Raw genomic sequence first — 20,600 nt, 5'->3', positions numbered from 1 at the left:
GCGCTGGAGCGCGGCGCGCCGGTGAACACGCCGATACGAACGAAGCCTGCGGCGATGCGCCGTGCGGCCGGGCTGTCCAGCGGCGGTTGCCGGCCATCGGCCGCAGGCACCCGCTTTGCCTCCATCCCGGCCTTCCTCCCTGCCTTCGCCGACGGCACAGGCAACGGCGACGACGGCGTTCTGGCGCGCGCCCTCCGAAACTTCCGAACCTAGCCGCGCGGCGGCAGCGGCGCCTTCTTCGTCTTGCGCGCGCCGGACGCGGCCCTCAGGATACGGCGGAACTTCGGGCATTCCATGTGGCTCGGCGCGCTGCACGCGGCCGCGTGCCGCAAGCCGTCGCGCATCGAGATCAGCTTGCGGATCGTCCCGTCGAGCTCGTCCGCCTTCGCCGCGAGCATTTTCCGGTCGATGCTCGGCCGCCCTTGCGCGTCGAACATCGCTGCGATCTCGTCGAGCGAGAAGCCGGCGGCGCGCCCGAGCGCGATCAGCGCGAGCCGTTCGAGCACGCGGGCGTCGAACACCCGGCGCAGCCCTCGCCTGCCGGTCGATGCGATCAGCCCCTTTTCCTCGTAGAACCGCAGCGTCGACGCGGGCACGCCGGACTGTTGCGCGACCTCGGCGATATCCAGGTTTGCCACGCTCTTGACCTCAAGTCGACTTGAATTGGCACAGTGTAGCTCCGGCCTCTCGAAGGCAAGCACTGGAGAACGACGATGAACGTCACGCATCGGACCGACAACGGACAGGCGGCCCACTGGAACGGCCGCGCGGGTGCCGCGTGGGTCGACGCGCAGCAGGTGCTCGACCGGATGTTCGAGCCGTTCGCCGAGCTGCTCGTCGAGGCGGTGCGAGCCGGCGACGGGCGGCATGTGCTCGACGTCGGCTGCGGCGCAGGGGCGACGACGCTCGCCGTCGCGCGGCTCCTCGGCGAGCGGGGCCGCTGCGTCGGCGTCGACGTGTCGGAGCCGCTGATCGCCGCCGCGCGCGGCCGCGCCGAGCGCGAAGGCGCGCCGGCGCGCTTCGTTCGCGCGGACGCGCAGACCCATGCGTTCGCGCCGGCGAGCTTCGATACGATCATTTCGCGTTTCGGCGTGATGTTCTTCGAGAACGCCGTCGACGCATTCGCGAACCTGCTGCACGCCGCGACGCCCGGGGCTGCGCTCGCGTTCGTCGCATGGCGCAGCGCCGCGGAGAATCCATTCATGACGACGGCGGAACGCGCCGCCGCGCCGCTGCTGCCGAACCTGCCCGCCCGGCAGCCGGACGCGCCCGGCCAGTTCTTCTTCGGCGACGGGCGGCGGGTCCAGTCGATCCTCGCCGAAAGCGGCTGGTGCGGAATCGACGTGCGGCCGATCGACGTCGAGTGCACGCTGCCCGCACGGGAGCTGGCCGGCCATTTCAGCCGGCTCGGTCCGGTCGGCCAGATTCTTCCGGACCTCGACGAGCCGGCGCGCGCACGGGTCGTCGACGCGGTCCGCGCCGCTTTCGATCCATACGTGCGCGGCGCCGACGTGCGCTTCACGGCCGCGTGCTGGCTGGCCGGCGCCCGGGCGCCGGCAAAGTGATCCCAGCGCAAGGAGGCGGCCGGTGTCTGGCGCGCTCGCTTATCCGGTCTGCGCGCTGCTGATCGGCACGGGCGCGACGGCGGCAATGGACGTCTGGGCGCTCGTGCGCAAACGGTGCTTCGGCGTTCCGTCGCTCGACTACGGGCTCGTCGGCCGCTGGCTCGGCCATCTGGCGCGCGGACGCTTGCGCCACGCGCCGATCGCCGCGTCGCCGCGCGTGCCGGGCGAGCGCGCGATCGGCTGGCTCGCGCATTACCTGATCGGCGTCGCGTTCGCGGCGCTGCTGCTCGCGCTCTGGGGGCTCGGCTGGGCGTATCGTCCGACGCCCGGGCCCGCGCTTATCGTCGGCATCGGCAGCGTCGCGGCGCCGTTTCTCGTGATGCAGCCGGCGATGGGCGCCGGCATCGCGGCGAGCCGCACGCCGCGCCCGGCGGCCGCGCGCTTCCATAGCGTCGTCACGCACGCGATCTTCGGCATCGGCCTGTACGGCGCGGGCTGGGCGGCGAACCGGCTCGGCGCGCTTGCGATGCTGGGCTTGGGTTAGCGCGACCAGACAGCCCCCGCCCCGCCGGTCCCGGCCTTGCTGGAAAACCCCTAAAAGAAAGCCGCGCCCGCGAAAGGTTGCGGAAGGCTTCGTCTCCCTATACTCGTCTCGACGATGCAGCAAGCGTCGCCTCATACAGACAACATTGGAGACTCCCGATGCGCACCACTCTTCGCGCGCTCAGCTTGGCCGCGGTCGCGGCAGGCCTGTCCTTCGGCTTCGCTTCGCAGTCGGCCTTCGCCGACGACGGCGGCAAGATCACGATCATGGTGGGCGGCATCACGAAGCTCATCTACCTGCCCGCGCGCCTCACGCAGGAGCTCGGCTACTTCAAGGCCGAAGGGCTCGACGTCGACCTGCAGTCGCAGCCGGCCGGCGTCGACGCCGAGAACGAACTGCTCGCGGGCGCGGTGCAGGGCGTCGTCGGCTTCTATGATCACACGATCGACCTGCAGAGCAAGGGCAAGGACGTGAAGGCGATCGCGGTGCTCTGCCAGGTGCCGGGCGAGGTCGAGATGGTGTCGACGAAGGCGGCCGGATCGATCAAGTCGATGGCCGACGTGAAGGGCAAGACGCTCGGCGTGACGGGCCTCGGCTCGTCGACGAGCTTCCTCACGCAGTACCTCGCGCAGCAGCACGGGGTCGCGGCGAACCAGTACACGATGCTGCCCGTCGGCGCGGACGCGAGCTTCATCGCCGCGGTGAAGCAGGGCCGCATCGACGCGGGGATGACGACCGAGCCGACCGTGTCGGTGCTCGAGAAGAGCGGCGACGCGAAGGCGCTCGTCGACATGCGCACGCTCGACGGCACGCGCGCCGCGCTCGGCGGCACGTATCCGGCGGCGAGCCTGTACGTGCAGTCCGCATGGGCCGACACGCACAAGGCGGAGGCGACGAAGCTCGCGCATGCGTTCGCGCGCACGATGCAGTTCATCCACACGCACAGCGCGGAAGAAATCGCCGCGAAGATGCCCGCCGACTACCAGAAGGACAAGGCGCTCTACGCGAGCGCGCTGAAGGCGTCGCTGCCGATGTACACGCCCGACGGCAAGATGCCCGCCGACGGTCCGGCGACCGTGCTGAAGGTGCTGTCCGCGTTCAATCCTTCGGTGAAGGGCAAGCACATCGATCTGTCGAAGACTTATACGAACGAGTTCGTGAACGCGAAGTAAGCGATCCGAACGACAAGCAGCCAGTTTTGAACCAGGCTCACGAGGGCCGCCGGCGCCGCACGGAGGCGCCGGTTTCGATGCAGGACTTCAAGCGATGAATCAACATGTTTCGGCCAATGCACCCGCGATCGAGTTTCGCAACGTGTCGTGCCGCTTCATCTCGCCGGACGGCCGTGCAACCGTCGCGCTGCACGACTTCACGATGTCGGTCGCGCGCGGCGAATTCGTCGCGATCGTCGGCCCGACGGGCTGCGGCAAATCGACGACGCTCAACATGATCACGGGGCTCCTCAAGCCCGCGTCGGGCGAGGTCCGCGTGATGGGCAAGCCCGTCGACGGCATCGATCCCCGGATCGGCTTCGTGTTTCAGGCCGACGCGGTGTTCCCGTGGCGCACGGTGATCGACAACGTCGCGGCCGGCCCGATGTTTCGCGGCCGCTCGAAGGAATCCGCGTACGCGCAGGCGGAGGAATGGATCCGCCGCGTCGGGCTCGACAAATTCACGAAGCACTACCCGCACCAGTTGTCGGGCGGCATGAGAAAGCGCGTCGCGCTCGCGCAGACGTTCATCAACCAGCCGGAAATCCTGCTGATGGACGAGCCGTTCTCGGCGCTCGACATGCAGACGCGCACGCTGATGCAGGACGAGCTGCTGCAGCTCTGGTCGGCGAACAAGGGCTCGGTGGTGTTCGTCACGCACGATCTCGAAGAGGCGATCGCGCTCGCGGACCGTGTATTCGTGCTGACGTCGCGCCCGGCGACGCTCAAGCGCGTGTACGAGATCGACCTGCCGCGCCCGCGCGTCACGTCGGAAGTGCGCTACGAGCAGCGCTTCATCGAAATCTCGAAGGACATTTGGCACGATCTGCGCGAAGAAGTGCAGATCGGATAAACAGGAAAGGACTGGAGCATGACTGACATGACGCTTCCGACGCCGCTCGGCACCACCCCCACCACATCGCTCGAGGACGAAGAGCGCGCCGCGCAGCGCCGGCTGCGGCGGCGCCGGCACCTGATCGTCGGGCTGCGCATCGCGGTGCTCGTCGTCACGCTGGGCGGCTGGGAAATCGCCGCGCGGCTCAAGTGGATCGACCCGTTCTTCTTCTCGATGCCGTCGCTGATCGTCGCGCAGATCCAGGACTGGTTCGTCAACGGCACGTCGCAGGGCCCGCTGCTGCTGCAGGTCTGGGTGACGCTCGAGGAGACGATCGCCGGCTTCCTGATCGGCTCGGTCGCGGGCGTCTTCTGCGGAATCGTGCTCGGCCGCAACAAGCTGCTCGCCGACGTGTTCGGTCTTTACATCCAGATCGCGAACTCGATTCCGCGCGTCGTGCTCGGCTCGATATTCGTGATCGCGCTCGGCCTCGGGATGGCGTCGAAGATCGCGCTCGCGGTCGTGATGGTGTTCTTCGTCGTGTTCGGCAACGCGTTCCAGGGCGTGCGCGAAGCGGACCGCTATCTGATCGCGAACGCGCAGATCCTCGGCGCGTCGCGCCGGCAGATCACGACGTCCGTCGTGATTCCGTCCGCGCTCAGCTGGATTCTCGCGAGCCTGCACGTGAGCTTCGGCTTCGCGCTCGTCGGCGCGGTCGTCGGGGAATTTCTGGGTTCCAAGCAAGGCATCGGCCTGCTAATCTCGACCGCTCAGGGCGCGTTCAACGCGAGCGGCGTGTTTGCCGCGATGATCGTGCTCGCCGTCGTGGCGCTCGCTGCCGACTTCCTGCTGACGCGGCTCGAGAAGCGGCTCCTGAAGTGGCGGCCCGCCGCGTTCTGAAGACGATGCATCAGCGAAACGGCGCATCTTCGGTGCGCCGTTTCGTTTTTGGGCTGGAATGTGGGAGATAACGGCATGTCGCACAGCCTGCGCGGCCGACTGCTTTGGTGGCTGCTGCTGCCGCTTGCCGTATTCGTCGTGATTGCGGGGGCGATGTCGTACGACACCGCGCGCAAGACGGCCGACCTCGTGCAGGACGGCGCGCTCGTCGCGTCGGCGCGCGCGATCGCGGAGGACGTCGACTGGGAAAGCGGCGCGCTCGTCGCGAACGTGCCGCCCGCGGCGCTCGAATTGTTCGAATCGCCCGCGCAGGACCAGGTGTACTACAAGGTTCGTACGGGCGGCGGCCGGCTGCTCGCCGGCAGCCCCGATCTCGACGGCCCGCCCGCCGCGACCCGGCCCGGCGCGCAGCCGGTGCTGTTCGATACGACGCTCAACGGGCTCGCGATCCGCGCGGTCGCATACACGCGCGAGCTGTATAACGCGGGCGACACGGAGACGGTGACGGTCGTCGTCGGCAAGACGCAGACGTCGCGGCAGATGATGATCGCGGCGATCTGGCATCCGCAGCTCTGGCGGCTCGCGCTGATGCTCGCGCTCGCGATGGCGCTCGTCTATCTCGGCCTCACGTTCGAGCTGCGGCCGCTGATGAAGCTGAAGGACGACGTCGCGGACCGCGGGCCGATGGAGCTCGAGCCGATCCGCACCGAGCGGCTGCATTTCGAGCTGCGGCCGATCGTCGACGCGATCAATCAATGCGTCGCGCGGCTCAACCTGCATGCGGCGACGCAGCGCCGCTTCATCGCCGACGCCGCGCACCAGCTGCGCACGCCGATCGCGGTGATCGACACGCAGATCCAGTGCGCGCGGCAGCGCGAGAACGACGATGCGGCGCTCGCCGGACTGCTCGCGTCGATGCAGCGCAGCAGCCGCAAGATGGCGGAGGTCACCGACAAGCTGCTCTTGCTCGCGCACGCGGAAGCGGCGTCGTCCGCGCGCCTGAACGCGCGCGTCGAAATCGCGGCCGTCGTGTCCGGCGTGCTCGAAGAGGCGATCGTGCTGGCCGAGCGCCGCCGCATCGATCTCGGCGCGGAGCTCGACGACGACCTGCAGGTCGCGGGCAGCGAAAGCCTTTTGTCGGCGCTCCTGATGAATCTCGTCGACAACGCGGTGCGCTATACGCACGAAGGCGGCCGCGTGACGGTGAGCGCGCGGCGCGACGGCGATGAAGTCGCGCTCGAAGTCGTCGACGACGGCCCCGGCATTCCGGCCGAAGCGCGGCCGCACGTGTTCAAGCGCTTCTACCGGGTCGCGAAGGACGAGGAAGGTACGGGCCTCGGACTCGCGATCGTCGAAGAGATCGCGCAGTCGCACGGCGGCACGGTCGCGCTCGCGACGGGCCCCGGCAACCGCGGCGTCAAGATGACCGTGCGCCTGCCCGCCTATCGCAATTGAGAGAGTCTCGATGAAACTGCTGCTCGTGGAAGACAATGCGGAACTCGCGCACTGGATCGTCGATCTGCTGCGCGGCGAAGGCTTCGGCGTCGATTCGGCGCCGGACGGCGAGAGCGCGGACACGGTGCTGAAGGCGCAGCGCTACGACGCGCTGCTGCTCGACATGCGGCTGCCCGGCATGAGCGGCAAGGAGCTGCTCGCGCGGCTGCGCCGCCGCGGCGACAATGTGCCCGTGCTGATGCTGACTGCGCACGGCTCGGTCGACGACAAGGTCGATTGCTTCAGCGCGGGCGCCGACGATTACGTCGTGAAGCCGTTCGAGTCGCGCGAGCTCGTCGCGCGGATCCGTGCGCTGATCAGACGGCAATGCGGCGTTGGCGCGACGCAGCTCGCGTGCGGCGATCTCGTCTACCTGTTCGCGACGCGCGAGTTTCAATGCAGCGGCGTGCCGCTCGTGCTGCGCCGCCGCGAGCACGCGATCCTCGAGACGCTGATGCTGCAGCAGGGCAAGACAGTGTCGAAGGCGCGCCTCATGGACAGCGTGTACGGCCTCGACGACGAGCCGAGCGCCGATGCGATCGACATCTACATCCACCGGCTGCGCAAGCACTTGTCCGGCTCGGCCGCGCAGATCATCACGCTGCGCGGGCTCGGCTACATTCTTCGAACGAAGGACGCGGCCGAATAGGCCGCCGCTCGATTCGCCGCACGCCGTACGCTCGCGGCGCGCGCACCGGCTGTCCGCGCACAATTAGTTCGTCCTGCTTCGCGAATCGTCCGACGTTTGCCAGTGCCGCGTCGCGCGACGGCGCTCGTGCGCCTGACGCATCGGAACGACGAGCACCACCCCGTGTTTATCCCGAGATATCCGACTCTCGCGCGAAAGCGGCGCGAAGGATTGCGCCGACTACGATGACGTGGCCGTTCGATGCGCATCGCATCGCGTAGGCGCGGCCAACGCTGCGTAGTACGAAAGAATGGCGGTCAACACGATATCGGAGGGGACGATCTTGAAACGACAATACCTGGCACTTTCCATCGCGACGGCCGCCTGTGCGGCGCCGCAAGCGCACGCGCAGTCGAGCGTCCAGCTCTATGGGCTCATCGACTTGAGCGTGCCCACCTATCAGTCGCACGCGAACGCGAAGGGCGATCACGTGATCGGCATGGGGCTCGGCGGCGAGCCTTGGTTCAGCGGCAGCCGCTGGGGCTTGAAGGGTGCGGAGGACATCGGCGGCGGCACGAAGGTGATCTTCCGGCTCGAAAGCGAATACCGGATGGGCGACGGCCAGATGGAGGACCCGGGCCAGATCTTCGATCGCGATGCGTGGGTCGGCATCGAAAACGACACGATCGGCAAGTTTACCGCGGGCTTCCAGAACACGATCGCGCGCGACTCGTCGGCGATCTACGGCGACCCGTACGGTTCGGCGAAGCTGACGACGGAGGAAGGCGGCTGGACGAACGCGAACAACTTCAAGCAGATGATCTTCTACGCGGCGAGCGCAACGGGCACGCGCTACAACAACGGCCTCGCGTGGAAGAAGCTGTTCAGCAACGGCATCTTCGCGAGCGCGGGCTACGCGTTCAGCAATTCGACGAGCTTCGCGCAGGACTCGACCTATCAGGTCGCGCTCGGCTACAACGGCGGCCCATTCAACGTGTCGGGCTTCTTCAACCACGTGAACCACGCGGGCTACACGAACAAGTCGTTCTCGGTCGGCGGCAACTACACGTTCGACATCTTCCGCATGAACGCCGGCTACTTCCGCTACCTCGGCAATCAGGGCGCGCTCGGCCAGCGTCAGGACAACGCATGGACGGTGTCGTTCAAGGTCGCGCCGAAGGGCCCGCTCGACTACGAGCTCGGCTATCAGCAGATGCGCGTGCACAACGCCGCGTACAACAGCGACGGCGACATTCCGAACGCGAACCTCGGCAACTTCAGCCTGACGTCCGGCGTCGGCAACGGCTTCAAGGAGACGCTGTACGGATCGGTGTTCTATCACCTGTCGAAGCGCACCGAGCTTTATCTCGCCGGCGACTACATGCGGCTGCACGGCGGCTACACGGTTGCGTCGACGCACGGCGCAACCAATCAGCTCGAGCTGACGACCGGCATCCGCACGCGATTCTGATTCACCGCGTGGTACGGCCGGCCGCGACGCGGCCGTGTCGCGCGCCTGCGCTTCTCCCGTTCCGTTCGCTCGATCTCCAGCGAGACAATGCGGTATTCGACAGCCCGGCTCAACGCCGGGCTTTTTGTTTTCGATCCGCGGCACCCGCACCGGCAAAACCGCGCAAAGACGGCCGCCTTCCGAACCTGTGGTAAACATCTGCGTCGCCGAACGCGGCTCGATCCCCGGCGCCGATGCCGCGCCCCCCGCCCGGCGGCGCGCGCCGCTGCCCCGGCCGCAAGGCCTTGACCTGCGGCGAACGGATCGCTAGCGTTTCGCCTTTGCCGCGCCGCGCGGGCCCGGGAATCGGGCGCGCGCCGGCGCGAAGACATGCAATTGATGGGAAGGAAGATGCAAAAACTCGATGCGGCGAGCCCGGAAGCGCAATCCGCGGATCTCGTGTCCGCGAACGTCGAGCGCCTGAAGGCGCTCTTTCCGGACGTGGTGACCGAAGGACCGGACGGCGCGTCGGTGAACCTCGACGCGCTCGCGGCGCTCGTCGGCGCGCCGACCGTCGCCGACGCCGACGAGAAATACGGCCTCAACTGGCACGGCAAGCGCCGCGCGCGCCGGCTCGCGCTCACGCCGTCGACGGGCACGCTGCGCCCGTACCCGCGCGAAAGCGTCGACTGGGCGTCGACCCGCAACCTGATGATCGAGGGCGAGAACCTCGAGGTGCTGAAGCTGCTGCAGAAGAGCTACGCGGGGCGCGCGAAGCTCGTCTACATCGATCCGCCGTACAACACCGGCAAGGATTTCGTCTATCCGGACAATTTCACCGACAGCCTGCGCCACTATCTCGAGCTGACCGGCCAGACGACGGGCGGCAAGAAGGTCAGCAGCAACACCGACGCGAGCGGCCGCTTCCACACGGACTGGCTCAACATGATCTATCCGCGCCTGAAGCTCGCGCGCGACCTGCTCGCCGACGACGGGGTGATCGCCGTGCACATCGACGAGCACGAACAGCACGCGCTCGTGCTCGTGATGCGCGAGATCTTCGGCGAAGACAACGAGCTCGGCGTCGCGGTGTGGGACAAGCGCAATCCGAAGGGCGACGCGCGCGGGATCGCGTACCAGCACGAATCGATCGTGCTGTTCGCGCGCGACGCGGAGCTGCTGTTCGAGCGCGCGCCGCTCAAGCGCCCGAAGCGCAACGCGCAGCGGATGCTCGACGCGGCGCGCGGCGCGATCGCGGGTGCGTCGACGATCGCGGAGGCGAACGTCGCGTACCGGAGCTGGGTGAAGTCGCAGACGACGCTGTCGGGCGGCGAGGCGATGTACGACCGGATCTCGGCCGACGGCCGCGTCTACAGGCTCGTGTCGATGGCGTGGCCGAACAAGAAGAAGGCGCCCGACGACTACTTCGTGCCGCTCGTGCATCCGGTGACGGGCCGGCCGTGTCCCGTGCCCGAGCGCGGCTGGCGCAATCCGCCCGCGACGATGCAGGCGCTGCTCGACAAGGGGCTCGTCGAATTCGGCGCGGACGAGACGACGCAGCCGCAGCGGATCTACTTCCTCGACGAGAACATGTACGAGAACGTGCCGTCCGTCTTGCCGTTCGGCGGCTCGGACGACGCGCTCCTGAAATCGCTCGAGATTCCGTTCGATCAGCCGAAGCCCGTCGAATTCGCCGCGTCGATCATCGGCTGGTGCACGGACGGCAACGACCTGATCGTCGACTTCTTCGGCGGCTCGGGCACGACCGCGCACGCGGTGATGGCGCTCAACGCGGCCGACGGCGGCAACCGCCGCTACGCGCTCGTGCAGCTGCCCGAGCCGCTCGACGCCGACAGCAAGGACCAGAAGGCCGCCGCCGATTTCTGCGCGGCGCGGCGCAGGCCGCTCAATCTCGCCGAGCTGACGAAGGAGCGGCTGCGGCGCTCGGCGGCGAGGATCGCGGCCGAGCATCCGGGCGTGCGCGCCGATCTCGGCTTTCGCGTGTTCAAGCTCGATTCGACGAACGTCTCCGAGTGGGATCCGCGCGGCGACGACATCCAGCAGTCGCTGCTCGCGGCCGTCGAGCACATCAAGCCGAGCCGTTCCGACGAAGATCTGCTGTACGAACTGATGCTGAAGCTCGGCCTCGACCTGTGCGCGCCGATCGAAGCGCGGACGATCGCCGGCAAGGCGGTCTACGTGATCGACGGCGCGATCGTCGCGTGCTTCGACGCGCACATCGATCGCGCGGCGACCGACGCGCTGGGCGCTGGCATCGTCGAGCTGCTCGCCGCGTCGGCCGCGCACGCGCGCGACGTGACCTGCGTGTTCCGCGACAGCGGCTTCACCGACGACGTCGCAAAGGTGAACCTGTCGGCGATCCTCGAGCAGCACGGCGTGAAGCGCATCCGGAGCCTCTGATGCGCGCACGCCAGCCACACGCAGACAAGGAAGGTTGAGCATGCAGTTGCATTTCGAGTCGGATCTCGACTATCAGCTCGAAGCGATCGAGGCGGTATGCGATCTGTTTCGCGGCCAGGAGGCGTGCCGCGCCGAATTCAGCGTGACCGCGCAGGCCGCCCGGCGGCGCGCGACGCCGCAGATGTCGCTCGGGATGGCCGAGTCGGGGCTCGGCGTCGGCAATCGCCTGACGCTCGACGCCCACGCGTTCGCCGAGAACCTCGCGCGCGTGCAGGTGCGCAACGGCCTGCCGCCGTGCGGTGCGCCGAGCTCGAACGATTTCACCGTCGAGATGGAGACGGGCACGGGCAAGACGTATGTTTACCTGCGCACGATCTTCGAGCTGCATCGCCGCTTCGATTTCACGAAGTTCGTGATCGTCGTGCCGTCGGTCGCGATCAAGGAAGGCGTGTACAAGACGCTGCAGATCACCGAGCAGCACTTCAAGCGCCTGTACGCGGGCGTGCCGTTCGACTACTTCGTCTACGATTCGGCGAGGCTCGGCGAGGTGCGCAGCTTCGCGTCGAAATCGACCGTGCAGATCATGATCGTCACGGTCGCGGCGATCAACAAGAAGGACGTCAACAATCTCTATAAGGATAGCGAAAAGACGGGCGGCGAGAAGCCGATCGATCTGATTCGCGCGACGCATCCGATCGTGATCGTCGATGAGCCGCAGAGCGTCGACGGCGGGCTCGAAGGGCGCGGCAAGGAGGCGCTCGACGCGATGCGGCCGCTGTGCACGCTGCGCTACTCGGCGACCCACGCCGACAAATACCAGATGCTGTACCGGCTCGATGCGATCGACGCGTACGAGCGCAAGCTCGTCAAGCAGATCGAGATCGCGTCGGCGACCGTCGAGGACGCGCACAACAAGCCGTTCATGCGCGTGATGTCGATCGGCAGCCGGCGCGGCGCGATCACGGCGCGCGTCGAGCTCGATGTCGCGACGCCCGCCGGCGACGTCGAGCGGCAGACGCTCGCCGTCGCGGACGGCGACGATCTCGAGCGGGTCACGAAGCGCGCGGTCTATGCGAACTTCCGGATCGGCGAGATTCACGCGGCGCGCGGCGCCGAGTACCTCGAGCTGCGCTATCCGGGCGGCGACGCGTTCCTGTCGGTCGGCGACACGTACGGCGACGTCGATGTGCTCGCGATCCAGCGCGAGATGATCCGCCGCACGATCCGCGAGCATCTCGACAAGGAGCTGCGCTTGAAGCCGCTCGGCGTGAAGGTGCTGTCGCTTTTCTTCGTCGACGCGGTCGACAAGTATCGCAAGTACGACCGGCACGGCCACCCGTTCAAGGGCGACTACGCATTGCTGTTCGAGGAGGAATACCGTCGCGCGGCGAAGCTGCCCGCGTATCGCGCGCTGTTCGACGGCGTCGATCCCGAGGGCGCGGCCGAAGCCGTGCACGACGGCTACTTCTCGATCGACAAGAAAGGCGGCTGGACCGACACGAGCGACAAGAGCGCGGGCAGCCGCGAGAATGCGGAGCGCGCGTACGGCCTCATCATGAAGGACAAGGAGCGGCTGCTGTCGTTCGACACGCCGCTCAAGTTCATCTTCTCGCACTCGGCGCTGAAGGAAGGCTGGGACAACCCGAACGTGTTCCAGATCTGCACGCTGCGCGACATCCATAGCGAACGCGAGCGTCGCCAGACGATCGGCCGCGGGCTGCGTCTCGCCGTCGATCAGCGCGGCGAGCGCGTGCGCGGCTTCGATGTCAACACGCTGACGGTGATCGCCGGCGAGAGCTACGAGCAGTTCGCCGAAAACCTGCAGAAGGAAATCGAAGCCGATACGGGGATCCGCTTCGGCGTCGTCGAAACGCATCAGTTCGCGGCGCTGCCCGTGCCGGCCGCGGACGGCACCGTGCAGCCGCTCGGCGTCGAGCTGTCGACGGCGCTTTGGACGTACCTGAAGGACGCCGGCTATCTCGACGCGCGCGGCCGCGTGCAGGACACGCTGCGCGCGGCGCTCAAGCTGCGCGCGCTGCCGCTGCCCGCCGAATTCGACGCGCAGCGCGCGCTGATCGTCGACATGCTGCGCAAGCTCGCGGGCCGGCTCGACGTGCGCAACGCGGACGAGCGCCGGCACATCGCGCTGCGCCGCGACGCGCAAGGCAAGGCGGTGTATCTCGGCGACGCGTTCCGCGCGCTGTGGAACCGCATCAAATATCGGACCACGTATCGCGTGAACTTCGACAACGCACGCCTGATCGAGCGCTGCGTCGCCGCGCTGAAGGCGGCGCCCGATGTCGCGCACGCGCGGCTGCAGTGGCGCAAGGCCGATATCGCGATCGACGCGGCGGGCGTCGAGGCGACCGAGACCGCGGACGCCGGCACGATCGCGATCGACGAAGGCGAAGTCGATCTGCCGGATCTGCTGACCGAGCTGCAGGACCGCACGCAGCTCACGCGGCGCACGATCGCGATGGTGCTGATCGAAAGCGGCCGGCTCGACGAATTTCCGCGCAATCCGCAGCGCTTCATCGCGCTCGTCGCCGCGACGCTCGAGCGCTGCAAGCGCGATGCGCTCGTCGACGGCATCGAGTACACGCTGCTCGGCGAGCAGCACGTCCATGCGTTGTCGCTGTTCGAGGACGAGCCGCTCACCGGCTATCTGTCGAGCATGCGGCGCGACGCGACGAAATCGATCCACGAGGACGTGCCGTGCGATACGACGGCCGAGCGCGCATTCGCCGACGCGCTCGAGCAAGACGACGCGGTCAAGCTGTATGCGAAGCTGCCCGGCTGGTTCAGGATCCCGACGCCGCTCGGCAACTACAGCCCGGATTGGGCGGTGGTGATCGCCGAAAACGGCGGGCCGCGGCTCTATTTCGTCGTCGAGACGAAGAGCGGCCCCGCCGACGGCGATCTGCACGCCTACGAGCGGCGCAAGATCCAGTGCGGCGCCGCGCATTTCCGCGCGCTGGAAGCGGCCGTCGACGACCCGGCGCGCTACGTGCGCGCGCGCACCGTCGACGATCTGCCGACGGCCGCCGCAAACGCGCACGACGCGGCCTGAGCTTCGCCGCCGCGTTTCTTCGCTGCGCCGCCACATCGCCGTTCGTTTCCGGCGTGCGGCGCGCAGCGGTTTCCCGCTGCATCCGCGCACGCCATCCCTTTCCCTGCTGCGTTTGGCCGCGCGAGCCGGATTTCCCCAAGCGCGCGCTGCATCGCGCCAGGCCGCGCATTTCATTTCGCCGTCCGTAACGTCGGACGATGTCCGTGTGCATCGTCGAGCTAGTGTTTGTGCGCCGTCGGGAAAGATGCGCGCCGCACGCTGCTCCACACTCCGTGCCGGAGATCGACGACGACGCCTCGAGCGTCGCCGCGCATAACGACAACCCCAACGGAGACGACGATGAAGAAGTTTGCGGTAGCGGCGGCCGGCCTGGCCGTCGCGGCGGGCGCGCATGCGTCCGGCGGCGGCGTGACGCTGTTCGGCCTGATCGATGCTGGCGTGTCCTACGTGTCGAACGAAGGCGGCAAGCACAATCTGTATTTCGACGACGGCATCGCGGTGCCGAACCTGTGGGGGCTCAAGGGGACGGAGGATCTCGGCGGCGGTGCGAAGGCGATCTTCGAGCTGACGTCGCAATATGCGCTCGGCAACGGCGCCGCGCTGCCGACGCCGGGCTCGATGTTCTCGCGCACGGCGCTCGTCGGCTTGTGGAGCGAGCGGCTCGGCAGTGTGACGTTCGGCCAGCAATACGACTTCATGACCGATTCGCTGACGTTCGGCTCGTTCGACGGCGCGTTCCGCTACGGCGGCCTGTACAACTTCCGCCAGGGGCCGTTCTCGAAGCTCGGGATTCCCGACAATCCGACCGGCTCGTTCGATTTCGACCGGATGGCGGGCTCGAGCCGCGTGCCGAACTCGGTCAAGTACACGAGTGCGAACCTGAACGGTCTCGTGTTCGGCCTGATGTACGGCTTCGGCAATCAGGCGGGCGGCGGACTGTCGGCGAACAGCACGCTGAGCGCGGGCCTCAAGTACGAGACCGGCAACCTCGCGCTCGGCGCCGCGTACGTCGAGGTCAAGTATCCGCAGATGAACAACGGTCACGACGGCTTGCGCAACTTTGGGCTTGGCGCGCGCTACGCGCTGTCGGCGTTCGACCTGAACCTGCTGTACACGAACACGAAGAACACGCTGACGGGCGCGGCGATCGACGTGATCCAGGCGGGCGCGCGCTACGTCGGCGCGCCATGGACGATCGGCGCGAACTACGAATACATGAAGGGCAACGCGCAGCTCGACCGCAACTATGCGCACCAGGTCACGGCGGCCGTCCAGTACGCGCTGTCGAAGCGCACGTCCGCGTATGTCGAGACGGTGTACCAGTACGCGGGCGGCAGTGCCGGCGCGCACGCGTGGATCAACGGCGTGATGGGGCCCGATGCGCAATCGAGCTCGCGCTCGCAGTTCCTCGCGCGCATCGGGATGCTGACCCGCTTCTGAGCCCGGCGGCCGCGGCGCGATGCCGGCCGGCGAAACGCCGGACGCGCCGCGCGGACGGGCCGCCGGCCGCACGCGCGGCGCGATCGCGTGCGCATTCCTCAGACGGTCGCGCGTCCATCGACGCCTGCGCCGCGCTCGAGCCTTATGTGCGCCAGCGCACATAAGGCCGTCGCCATCGCCTCACAATCGACGCTTTTACAGTCGAATTCACGTTCCGGAGTAAACCGGATTCAGTTCGCCCCAAATATTTAATATGCTAAGTATATCCGGGTAACCGGATGCCCAGCCTGGGTCCGGCTAGACGTGTACTCGCAAGGAGCGCATGGTGAACGGCAGATTCTTCACGACGGCGGGTGAAACGCCCGCGTTCCGCGGCCGCGCTTGGGGCCGCGTCGTCACGCAGTATTTCGGCGGACTCGATGCGTGCTGCGACGACGGCGATGCGTTCGACGCGCAGCTCGGCCAGTACGAGATCGGCCCGATGCGGGTGTTCACGATCGCCGCGCCCGCGCACCGGATCGTGCGCCCGGTCGCGGCGCTGCACGATCACGGCTCCGACTACTTCAAGCTGATCCTGCAATTGAGCGGCGAGAGCGAGATCGAGCAGCGCGGCAAGGTGTTCCGGCTGCGCACGGGCGACTGGAGCCTGTACGATCCGCGCGTGCCGTACAGCATCGCGAACCTGACGCACGTCGAGCAGCTCGCGATCCAGATCCCGCGCAAGCAGCTCGGCGGCTTCGCGGTGCCCGACCTGCACACGTCCGACGCGCGCGAGTTCGAACTCAAGGGGTTGTTCTCGCTGCTGTCGTCGTTTCTCATGTCGTTATCCGAACAATTGCCGTCGCTGCCCGGCACGACGGGCACCGCGCTGTCGGAGACGATCCTCGGCCTCATCGTGTCGACGCTGACCGCGCAGCACGACGTGCAAGGTACGCACATGACACTGCCCGCCGTGCTGCGAATGCGCGTCAAGCAGTACATCCAGGGCCATCTCGCCGACGCCGACCTGTCGATCGACCGCATCGCGCGCGAGCTGCGCTGCTCGAAGCGCTACCTGCACCGGATCTTCGAAGAGGAAGGCGTGACGATCGACCGCTACATCTGGTCGAACCGGCTCGAGCGCTGCAAGGAGGCGCTCGACAATGCGCGCGCGGCGAAGCCTGCCATTTCCGAGATCGCGTTCAGTTGGGGATTCAGCAGCAGCGCGCATTTCTGCCGCAGCTTCAAGCAGCGCTACGGAATGACGCCGCGCGAGTTCGTGCGGCAACGCGCGTCGTCCTGAATCCGGGGCCGCGCCCGCGTTTCGGCATCGGGCGGCGCCCGGCGCTGCGGCGTCGCGCCGGGCGCCGCTTCGTTCGGAAACATCAAGCCGCGTTCGTGCCGCTTCCCTTCGACGCAAGATAGCTGCCGTGCAGAATCTCCGGGCGCTCGCGCAGCGTCCGCGCGCTGCCGGCGAACGCGACGCGTCCGCGTTCGAGCACGTATGCGTCGGTCGCGAGCGCGAGCGCGATCGTCGTGAACTGCTCGATCAGCAGCACCGCGACGCCCTGCTTCGCGATCTGCGCGACGGTCTGCGCGAGGCGCTTCGTCACGGTCGGCGCGAGGCCGAGCGACAGCTCGTCGATCAGCAGCGTGTGCGGCTCGCCGATCAGCGCTTGCGACACGCACACCATCTGCTTCTGTCCGCCCGACAGGTCGTTGCTGCGCGCATCGAGCTTCGGCTTCAGCTCCGGGAAGATCGCGAGCACGCGCTCGATCGCATCGTTCAGGCGCCGCGTCGGCAGGAACGCGCCCGCGGCGCGCAGGTTGTCGCGCACCGACAGATCGCCGAGCACGCGGTGCCCTTCCGGCACGACCGCGATGCCGCGACGACGCACCGCTTCGGGCCGCAGCGCGCGAAGCGGCGCGCCGTCGAGCAGCACGTCGCCCGACGTGGCGGGCAGCACGCCGGCGATGCTCATCACGAGCGTCGACTTGCCGGCGCCGTTCGCGCCGACGAGCGCCGTCACCCGGCCCGGCGCGACCGCGAGCGACACGCCGTGCAGCACGGGCTTGTTCGCGCGATGGACGACGAGGTCTTTCACTTCAAGCTGCATGATCGCCGGACTCCTTGCCGAATGGGATGCGGCGCGCGCCGCGTCGAGAGCGGGCGGCTGCGCGCGCCTGCGTGACGCGAATATCGAATGATGGAAATGGGCGCAGCAGAGCGATTGCGGAGTGGATGGCTCGCCGGAATCGGCCGACTGCGCGACGCGGCGCGGCGCGCTTCGTCGCTTCGCGCGATCGCGTGTCGCTCGGCGTCGCGGGATCGAAATGCGCGCCGCAAGCCGATAACGCCGTGCTCGCAATCGCGCAAGACGACGCAAGCGGCATCGGCCGGCCGCTTTGCCGCTCTGCATCAAGTCGCATGCCCGTCGACCTCCTTGCCGAGATACGCGCTGCGCACGAGCGGGTCGTCGAGCACCGCGCGCGTCGGCCCGAGCGCGAGCCGCTTGCCGAAGTCGAGCACGAGCGTCTGCTCGCACACGGCGTCGATCAGATCGACGTCGTGATCGATCAGCAGCACCTGCGCGCCCGTGAGCTCGGGAATGCGAACGATCACGTCGCGCAGCCGAGCCGCTTCCGCTTCGTTCAGGCCCGCGCCCGGCTCGTCGAGCAGCAGCAGACGCGGCTCGCCGACGAGCGCCTTGCCGAGCTCGAGCATCCGCCGCTGATAGAGGTTGAGCGCCGCGCCCGGCACGTGCGCGACGTCGTCGAGACCGACGAGCTCGAGCGCACGCACGGTGTCGTTGCGCGCGGCGAGCGCCGGTATCACGTGCTCGGCGAGCGCGAGCACGTTGTCGTGGACGCTCAGGTCTTCGACGATCTGTTCGGTCTGGAACGTACGCCGCACGCCTGCGCGCACGCGCTCGGTGACGGACAGCCCGAGCAGCGCGCGGCCGTCGAGCGCGACGCTGCCCGCGCGCGGCCGCAGAAAGCCGCTCAGCACGTTGAGCAGCGTCGTCTTGCCCGCGCCGTTCGGGCCGATCAGCCCGCACACGGGCGCGCCGAGCGTCGCGTCGAGCGCGTCGAGCACGCGCGTGCCGCCGAACTGGACGGTCAGGTTCGAGATTTCGATCATCGCGTGCCTCCGTCGCGCGCGCCGAACGCACGCGCGATGCGCGACGCGAGGCCGGCAAGCTGTCCGGCGATGCCGGCGGGCGTCGTGATCAGCGCGTGCAGGAGCGCGGCGCCGAAGAAGATCATCGCGAGATAGCCGTTCACGCCGAAGTCGGTCAGGAGCGCGGGCACCGCGCGCAGCAGCAGCCCGGTGATCAGTGCGCCGAACCAGTGATAGACGCCGCCGACGACCGACAGCGCGAACAGCAGCACCGATTCCGACGCGGCGAACGCGCGCCCGTCGAGCTGGCCGACGGTGCCCGCGAGCAGGCCGCCGGACAGCCCGGCGAGCAGTCCCGCGAGCCCGAACGCCCAGGTCTGATAGAGGACGACGTTCACGCCGGCCGCGAGCGCCGTCGTTTCGCCGCGCCGGATCAGCGCCCACGAGCGGCCCGCTTTCGAGCGGCGATGCAGCTCGATCAGCGCGAACGCGAGCGCGGCCCATGCGGCGACGTAGCGGAAATACGCGGCGTCGCTCTGGCCGACGAGCGGCCTCGCCATCATCTGGCGCGCGCCGGACGACAGATGGCCGGTGAAGCCGCCGCCGCCGTCCGGAAAGCCGATCGCGGACACGACGACCTGAAACCCGCCCGCCATCATCAGCGTGACGAGCGCGAGATAGAGGCCGCGCAGGCGCAGCGCGGGCAGCCCGGCGATCATCCCGATCGCGCTGCCGCCGACCGCGCCCGCGATCATGCACAGCTCGAACGGCACGCCGAGATGCGCGAGCCGCAGCGCGATCCAGCCGCCGACGCCGAGCAGCGCATGCTGCGACAGGCACACGAGCCCGAGCTGCCGGTACAGCAGCGCGACGCCCGCGGCGGCGATGCTGATCGTCAGCGCGGACGTCAGCGTCTTGATCCAATAGGCGTCGGCGATGGCGGGCACGACGAGCGCGATCGCGGCGAGCGTGCCGAGCGTCGCGACGAGCGGCAGGCGCGCGCCGAACGGACGAACCCGCGCGGCCGCATCGCGCGACGGCGCAGCAAAGGCGAGTGGCGTTTTCATGATTCGTTCGCGGCGTGGCCGATCGATTTGGAGCCGATGAAGAGCATCGCGACGAGCGCGATCAGGAACGGCGTCGCGCTGCGGTACTGCGCGAAGCCGGGCACGGTGATCGCGAGCGCCTCGGCGAGGCCGATCGCGATGCCGGCCGCAACCGTCGCGGGCAGCGACGCGAGGCGGCCGACGATCGCCGCGGCGAACGCCGGGATCACGAGGAACGTGAGCACCGCCGCCTGCAGGCGCACGAGGTTCGCGAGCAACAGGCCCGTGATGCCCGCGAACACGCCGGAGATCACCCACGCGGCGACGTCGACGCGCAGCACGCGAATGCCGAGCAGCCCGCTCAAGTGCCGGTTGTTCGACAGCGCGCGCATCTGGAGTCCCAGCCGCGTGCGTGCGAGCACGACGCCGATCGCGGCCATCATCGCGAACGCGAGCGCGAGGCCGACGATTCGCGTGTACGTGAAACGAACGTCGCCGAAGTCGAGCGCCTCGCTGTCGGTCGGCAGCACGAGGCGGCGCGGCGTGTCGCCCCAATACCACTCGCAGAAGCCGAGCAGGATCAGCGCGAAGCCGAGCGTCGCGACGCTGCGCACGACGCGATCGCGCGCGGCGAGACGCGGCGCGAGCACGAGGCCGTAGACGAGCGACGCCACGGTCGACGCGGCGATCGCCGCGGCCCAGGCGAGCGTCTGCGGATAGTCGGCGTCGAGGCACGCGGCCGCGACGTACGCGCCCAGCGCGCCCGTCGCGCCGAACGCGAAGTTCAGCACGCCCGATGCGCGATACAACACGACGAGGCCGACGCCCGACAGCGCGTAGACCGCGCCGACGCCGAGCCCGGAGATCAGATACGGAACGAAGTCGATCGCGTTCAT

At 68.3% G+C, this 20,600-nt stretch carries 17 protein-coding genes; 12 read left to right on the top strand and 5 right to left on the bottom strand.

The window, feature by feature from the left end:
- Positions 1 to 209 precede the first annotated feature (209 nt).
- The gene (locus tag BG90_RS07660) at positions 210 to 638 is read right to left on the bottom strand and encodes a helix-turn-helix domain-containing protein (RefSeq protein ID WP_010113077.1); all 429 of its coding nucleotides are present in this window, start codon (positions 636 to 638) and stop codon (positions 210 to 212) included.
- A 75-nt stretch (positions 639 to 713) separates the two neighbouring features.
- Here BG90_RS07660 and BG90_RS07655 point away from each other — a divergent pair, with 75 nt between their 5' ends.
- The 12 genes from BG90_RS07655 (at position 714) to BG90_RS07600 (ending at position 16,840) form a co-directional block, all read left to right on the top strand.
- Positions 714 to 1,565, top strand: coding sequence for a class I SAM-dependent methyltransferase (locus BG90_RS07655; protein WP_010113079.1), 852 nt, complete (start codon positions 714 to 716; stop codon positions 1,563 to 1,565).
- A 22-nt stretch (positions 1,566 to 1,587) separates the two neighbouring features.
- Positions 1,588 to 2,109 carry a DUF2938 domain-containing protein gene (locus BG90_RS07650; RefSeq protein ID WP_010113081.1) on the top strand — a complete coding sequence of 174 codons (522 nt, stop codon included), beginning with the start codon at positions 1,588 to 1,590 and terminating at the stop codon, positions 2,107 to 2,109.
- A 158-nt stretch (positions 2,110 to 2,267) separates the two neighbouring features.
- Positions 2,268 to 3,281: an ABC transporter substrate-binding protein gene (locus BG90_RS07645; RefSeq protein ID WP_010100585.1), complete on the top strand. Its 1,014-nt coding sequence runs from the start codon at positions 2,268 to 2,270 to the stop codon at positions 3,279 to 3,281.
- Between the two features lie 94 nt (positions 3,282 to 3,375).
- Positions 3,376 to 4,173, top strand: a complete 798-nt coding sequence (locus BG90_RS07640; RefSeq protein WP_010100587.1) for an ABC transporter ATP-binding protein — start codon at positions 3,376 to 3,378, stop codon at positions 4,171 to 4,173.
- A 27-nt stretch (positions 4,174 to 4,200) separates the two neighbouring features.
- Positions 4,201 to 5,055, top strand: coding sequence for an ABC transporter permease (locus tag BG90_RS07635; protein ID WP_010100589.1), 855 nt, complete (start codon positions 4,201 to 4,203; stop codon positions 5,053 to 5,055).
- Between the two features lie 75 nt (positions 5,056 to 5,130).
- On the top strand, positions 5,131 to 6,510 hold the full coding sequence (locus BG90_RS07630; protein WP_010100591.1) for a sensor histidine kinase: 1,380 nt from the start codon (positions 5,131 to 5,133) through the stop codon (positions 6,508 to 6,510).
- A gap of 10 nt (positions 6,511 to 6,520) precedes the next feature.
- Positions 6,521 to 7,198, top strand: a complete 678-nt coding sequence (locus tag BG90_RS07625) for a response regulator (protein ID WP_010113085.1) — start codon at positions 6,521 to 6,523, stop codon at positions 7,196 to 7,198.
- 322 nt (positions 7,199 to 7,520) lie between these two features.
- Entirely contained in the window at positions 7,521 to 8,648 is a 1,128-nt protein-coding gene (locus tag BG90_RS07620; protein ID WP_081469676.1) for a porin, read from the top strand.
- 369 nt (positions 8,649 to 9,017) lie between these two features.
- Positions 9,018 to 11,048: a site-specific DNA-methyltransferase gene (locus BG90_RS07615; protein WP_025989574.1), complete on the top strand. Its 2,031-nt coding sequence runs from the start codon at positions 9,018 to 9,020 to the stop codon at positions 11,046 to 11,048.
- 40 nt (positions 11,049 to 11,088) lie between these two features.
- Positions 11,089 to 14,118, top strand: a complete 3,030-nt coding sequence (locus BG90_RS07610; RefSeq protein ID WP_010113090.1) for a type III restriction-modification system endonuclease — start codon at positions 11,089 to 11,091, stop codon at positions 14,116 to 14,118.
- Positions 14,119 to 14,457: 339 nt separating this feature from the next.
- Positions 14,458 to 15,558 (top strand): porin, encoded by a 1,101-nt coding sequence (locus BG90_RS07605; RefSeq protein WP_010113092.1) that lies wholly within the window; start codon positions 14,458 to 14,460, stop codon positions 15,556 to 15,558.
- Between the two features lie 322 nt (positions 15,559 to 15,880).
- Positions 15,881 to 16,840: an AraC-like ligand-binding domain-containing protein gene (locus BG90_RS07600; RefSeq protein WP_010112992.1), complete on the top strand. Its 960-nt coding sequence runs from the start codon at positions 15,881 to 15,883 to the stop codon at positions 16,838 to 16,840.
- An 82-nt stretch (positions 16,841 to 16,922) separates the two neighbouring features.
- Here BG90_RS07600 and BG90_RS07595 read toward each other — a convergent pair whose 3' ends face one another.
- The 4 genes from BG90_RS07595 to BG90_RS07580 form a co-directional block, all read right to left on the bottom strand.
- Entirely contained in the window at positions 16,923 to 17,654 is a 732-nt protein-coding gene (locus BG90_RS07595) for an ABC transporter ATP-binding protein (protein ID WP_010113105.1), read from the bottom strand.
- Between the two features lie 302 nt (positions 17,655 to 17,956).
- Positions 17,957 to 18,679: an ABC transporter ATP-binding protein gene (locus tag BG90_RS07590; RefSeq protein ID WP_025989575.1), complete on the bottom strand. Its 723-nt coding sequence runs from the start codon at positions 18,677 to 18,679 to the stop codon at positions 17,957 to 17,959.
- Entirely contained in the window at positions 18,676 to 19,725 is a 1,050-nt protein-coding gene (locus tag BG90_RS07585; RefSeq protein ID WP_010113109.1) for a branched-chain amino acid ABC transporter permease, read from the bottom strand. The genes BG90_RS07590 and BG90_RS07585 overlap by 4 nt, the downstream gene beginning before the upstream one ends.
- Positions 19,722 to 20,600: a branched-chain amino acid ABC transporter permease gene (locus BG90_RS07580; protein WP_010113110.1), complete on the bottom strand. Its 879-nt coding sequence runs from the start codon at positions 20,598 to 20,600 to the stop codon at positions 19,722 to 19,724. The genes BG90_RS07585 and BG90_RS07580 overlap by 4 nt, the downstream gene beginning before the upstream one ends.

This window comes from Burkholderia oklahomensis C6786, assembly GCF_000959365.1.
Taxonomy (GTDB): domain Bacteria; phylum Pseudomonadota; class Gammaproteobacteria; order Burkholderiales; family Burkholderiaceae; genus Burkholderia; species Burkholderia oklahomensis.
Note: the sequence above shows the minus strand (reverse complement) of the source record. Positions and strands in the feature narration are given on the sequence as shown.

Bases quoted from the DNA above. Each gene is read 5' to 3' on its own strand.
- BG90_RS07625 (WP_010113085.1), top strand. From the start codon at position 6,521: ATGAAACTGCTGCTCGTGGAAGACAATGCGGAACTCGCGCACTGGATC.
- BG90_RS07615 (WP_025989574.1), top strand. From the start codon at position 9,018: ATGCAATTGATGGGAAGGAAGATGCAAAAACTCGATGCGGCGAGCCCG.
- BG90_RS07595 (WP_010113105.1), bottom strand. From the start codon at position 17,654: ATGCAGCTTGAAGTGAAAGACCTCGTCGTCCATCGCGCGAACAAGCCC.
- BG90_RS07605 (WP_010113092.1), top strand. From the start codon at position 14,458: ATGAAGAAGTTTGCGGTAGCGGCGGCCGGCCTGGCCGTCGCGGCGGGC.
- BG90_RS07585 (WP_010113109.1), bottom strand. From the start codon at position 19,725: ATGAAAACGCCACTCGCCTTTGCTGCGCCGTCGCGCGATGCGGCCGCG.
- BG90_RS07645 (WP_010100585.1), top strand. From the start codon at position 2,268: ATGCGCACCACTCTTCGCGCGCTCAGCTTGGCCGCGGTCGCGGCAGGC.
- BG90_RS07640 (WP_010100587.1), top strand. From the start codon at position 3,376: ATGAATCAACATGTTTCGGCCAATGCACCCGCGATCGAGTTTCGCAAC.
- BG90_RS07600 (WP_010112992.1), top strand. From the start codon at position 15,881: ATGGTGAACGGCAGATTCTTCACGACGGCGGGTGAAACGCCCGCGTTC.
- BG90_RS07580 (WP_010113110.1), bottom strand. From the start codon at position 20,600: ATGAACGCGATCGACTTCGTTCCGTATCTGATCTCCGGGCTCGGCGTC.
- BG90_RS07610 (WP_010113090.1), top strand. From the start codon at position 11,089: ATGCAGTTGCATTTCGAGTCGGATCTCGACTATCAGCTCGAAGCGATC.
- BG90_RS07655 (WP_010113079.1), top strand. From the start codon at position 714: ATGAACGTCACGCATCGGACCGACAACGGACAGGCGGCCCACTGGAAC.
- BG90_RS07635 (WP_010100589.1), top strand. From the start codon at position 4,201: ATGACGCTTCCGACGCCGCTCGGCACCACCCCCACCACATCGCTCGAG.
- BG90_RS07630 (WP_010100591.1), top strand. From the start codon at position 5,131: ATGTCGCACAGCCTGCGCGGCCGACTGCTTTGGTGGCTGCTGCTGCCG.
- BG90_RS07590 (WP_025989575.1), bottom strand. From the start codon at position 18,679: ATGATCGAAATCTCGAACCTGACCGTCCAGTTCGGCGGCACGCGCGTG.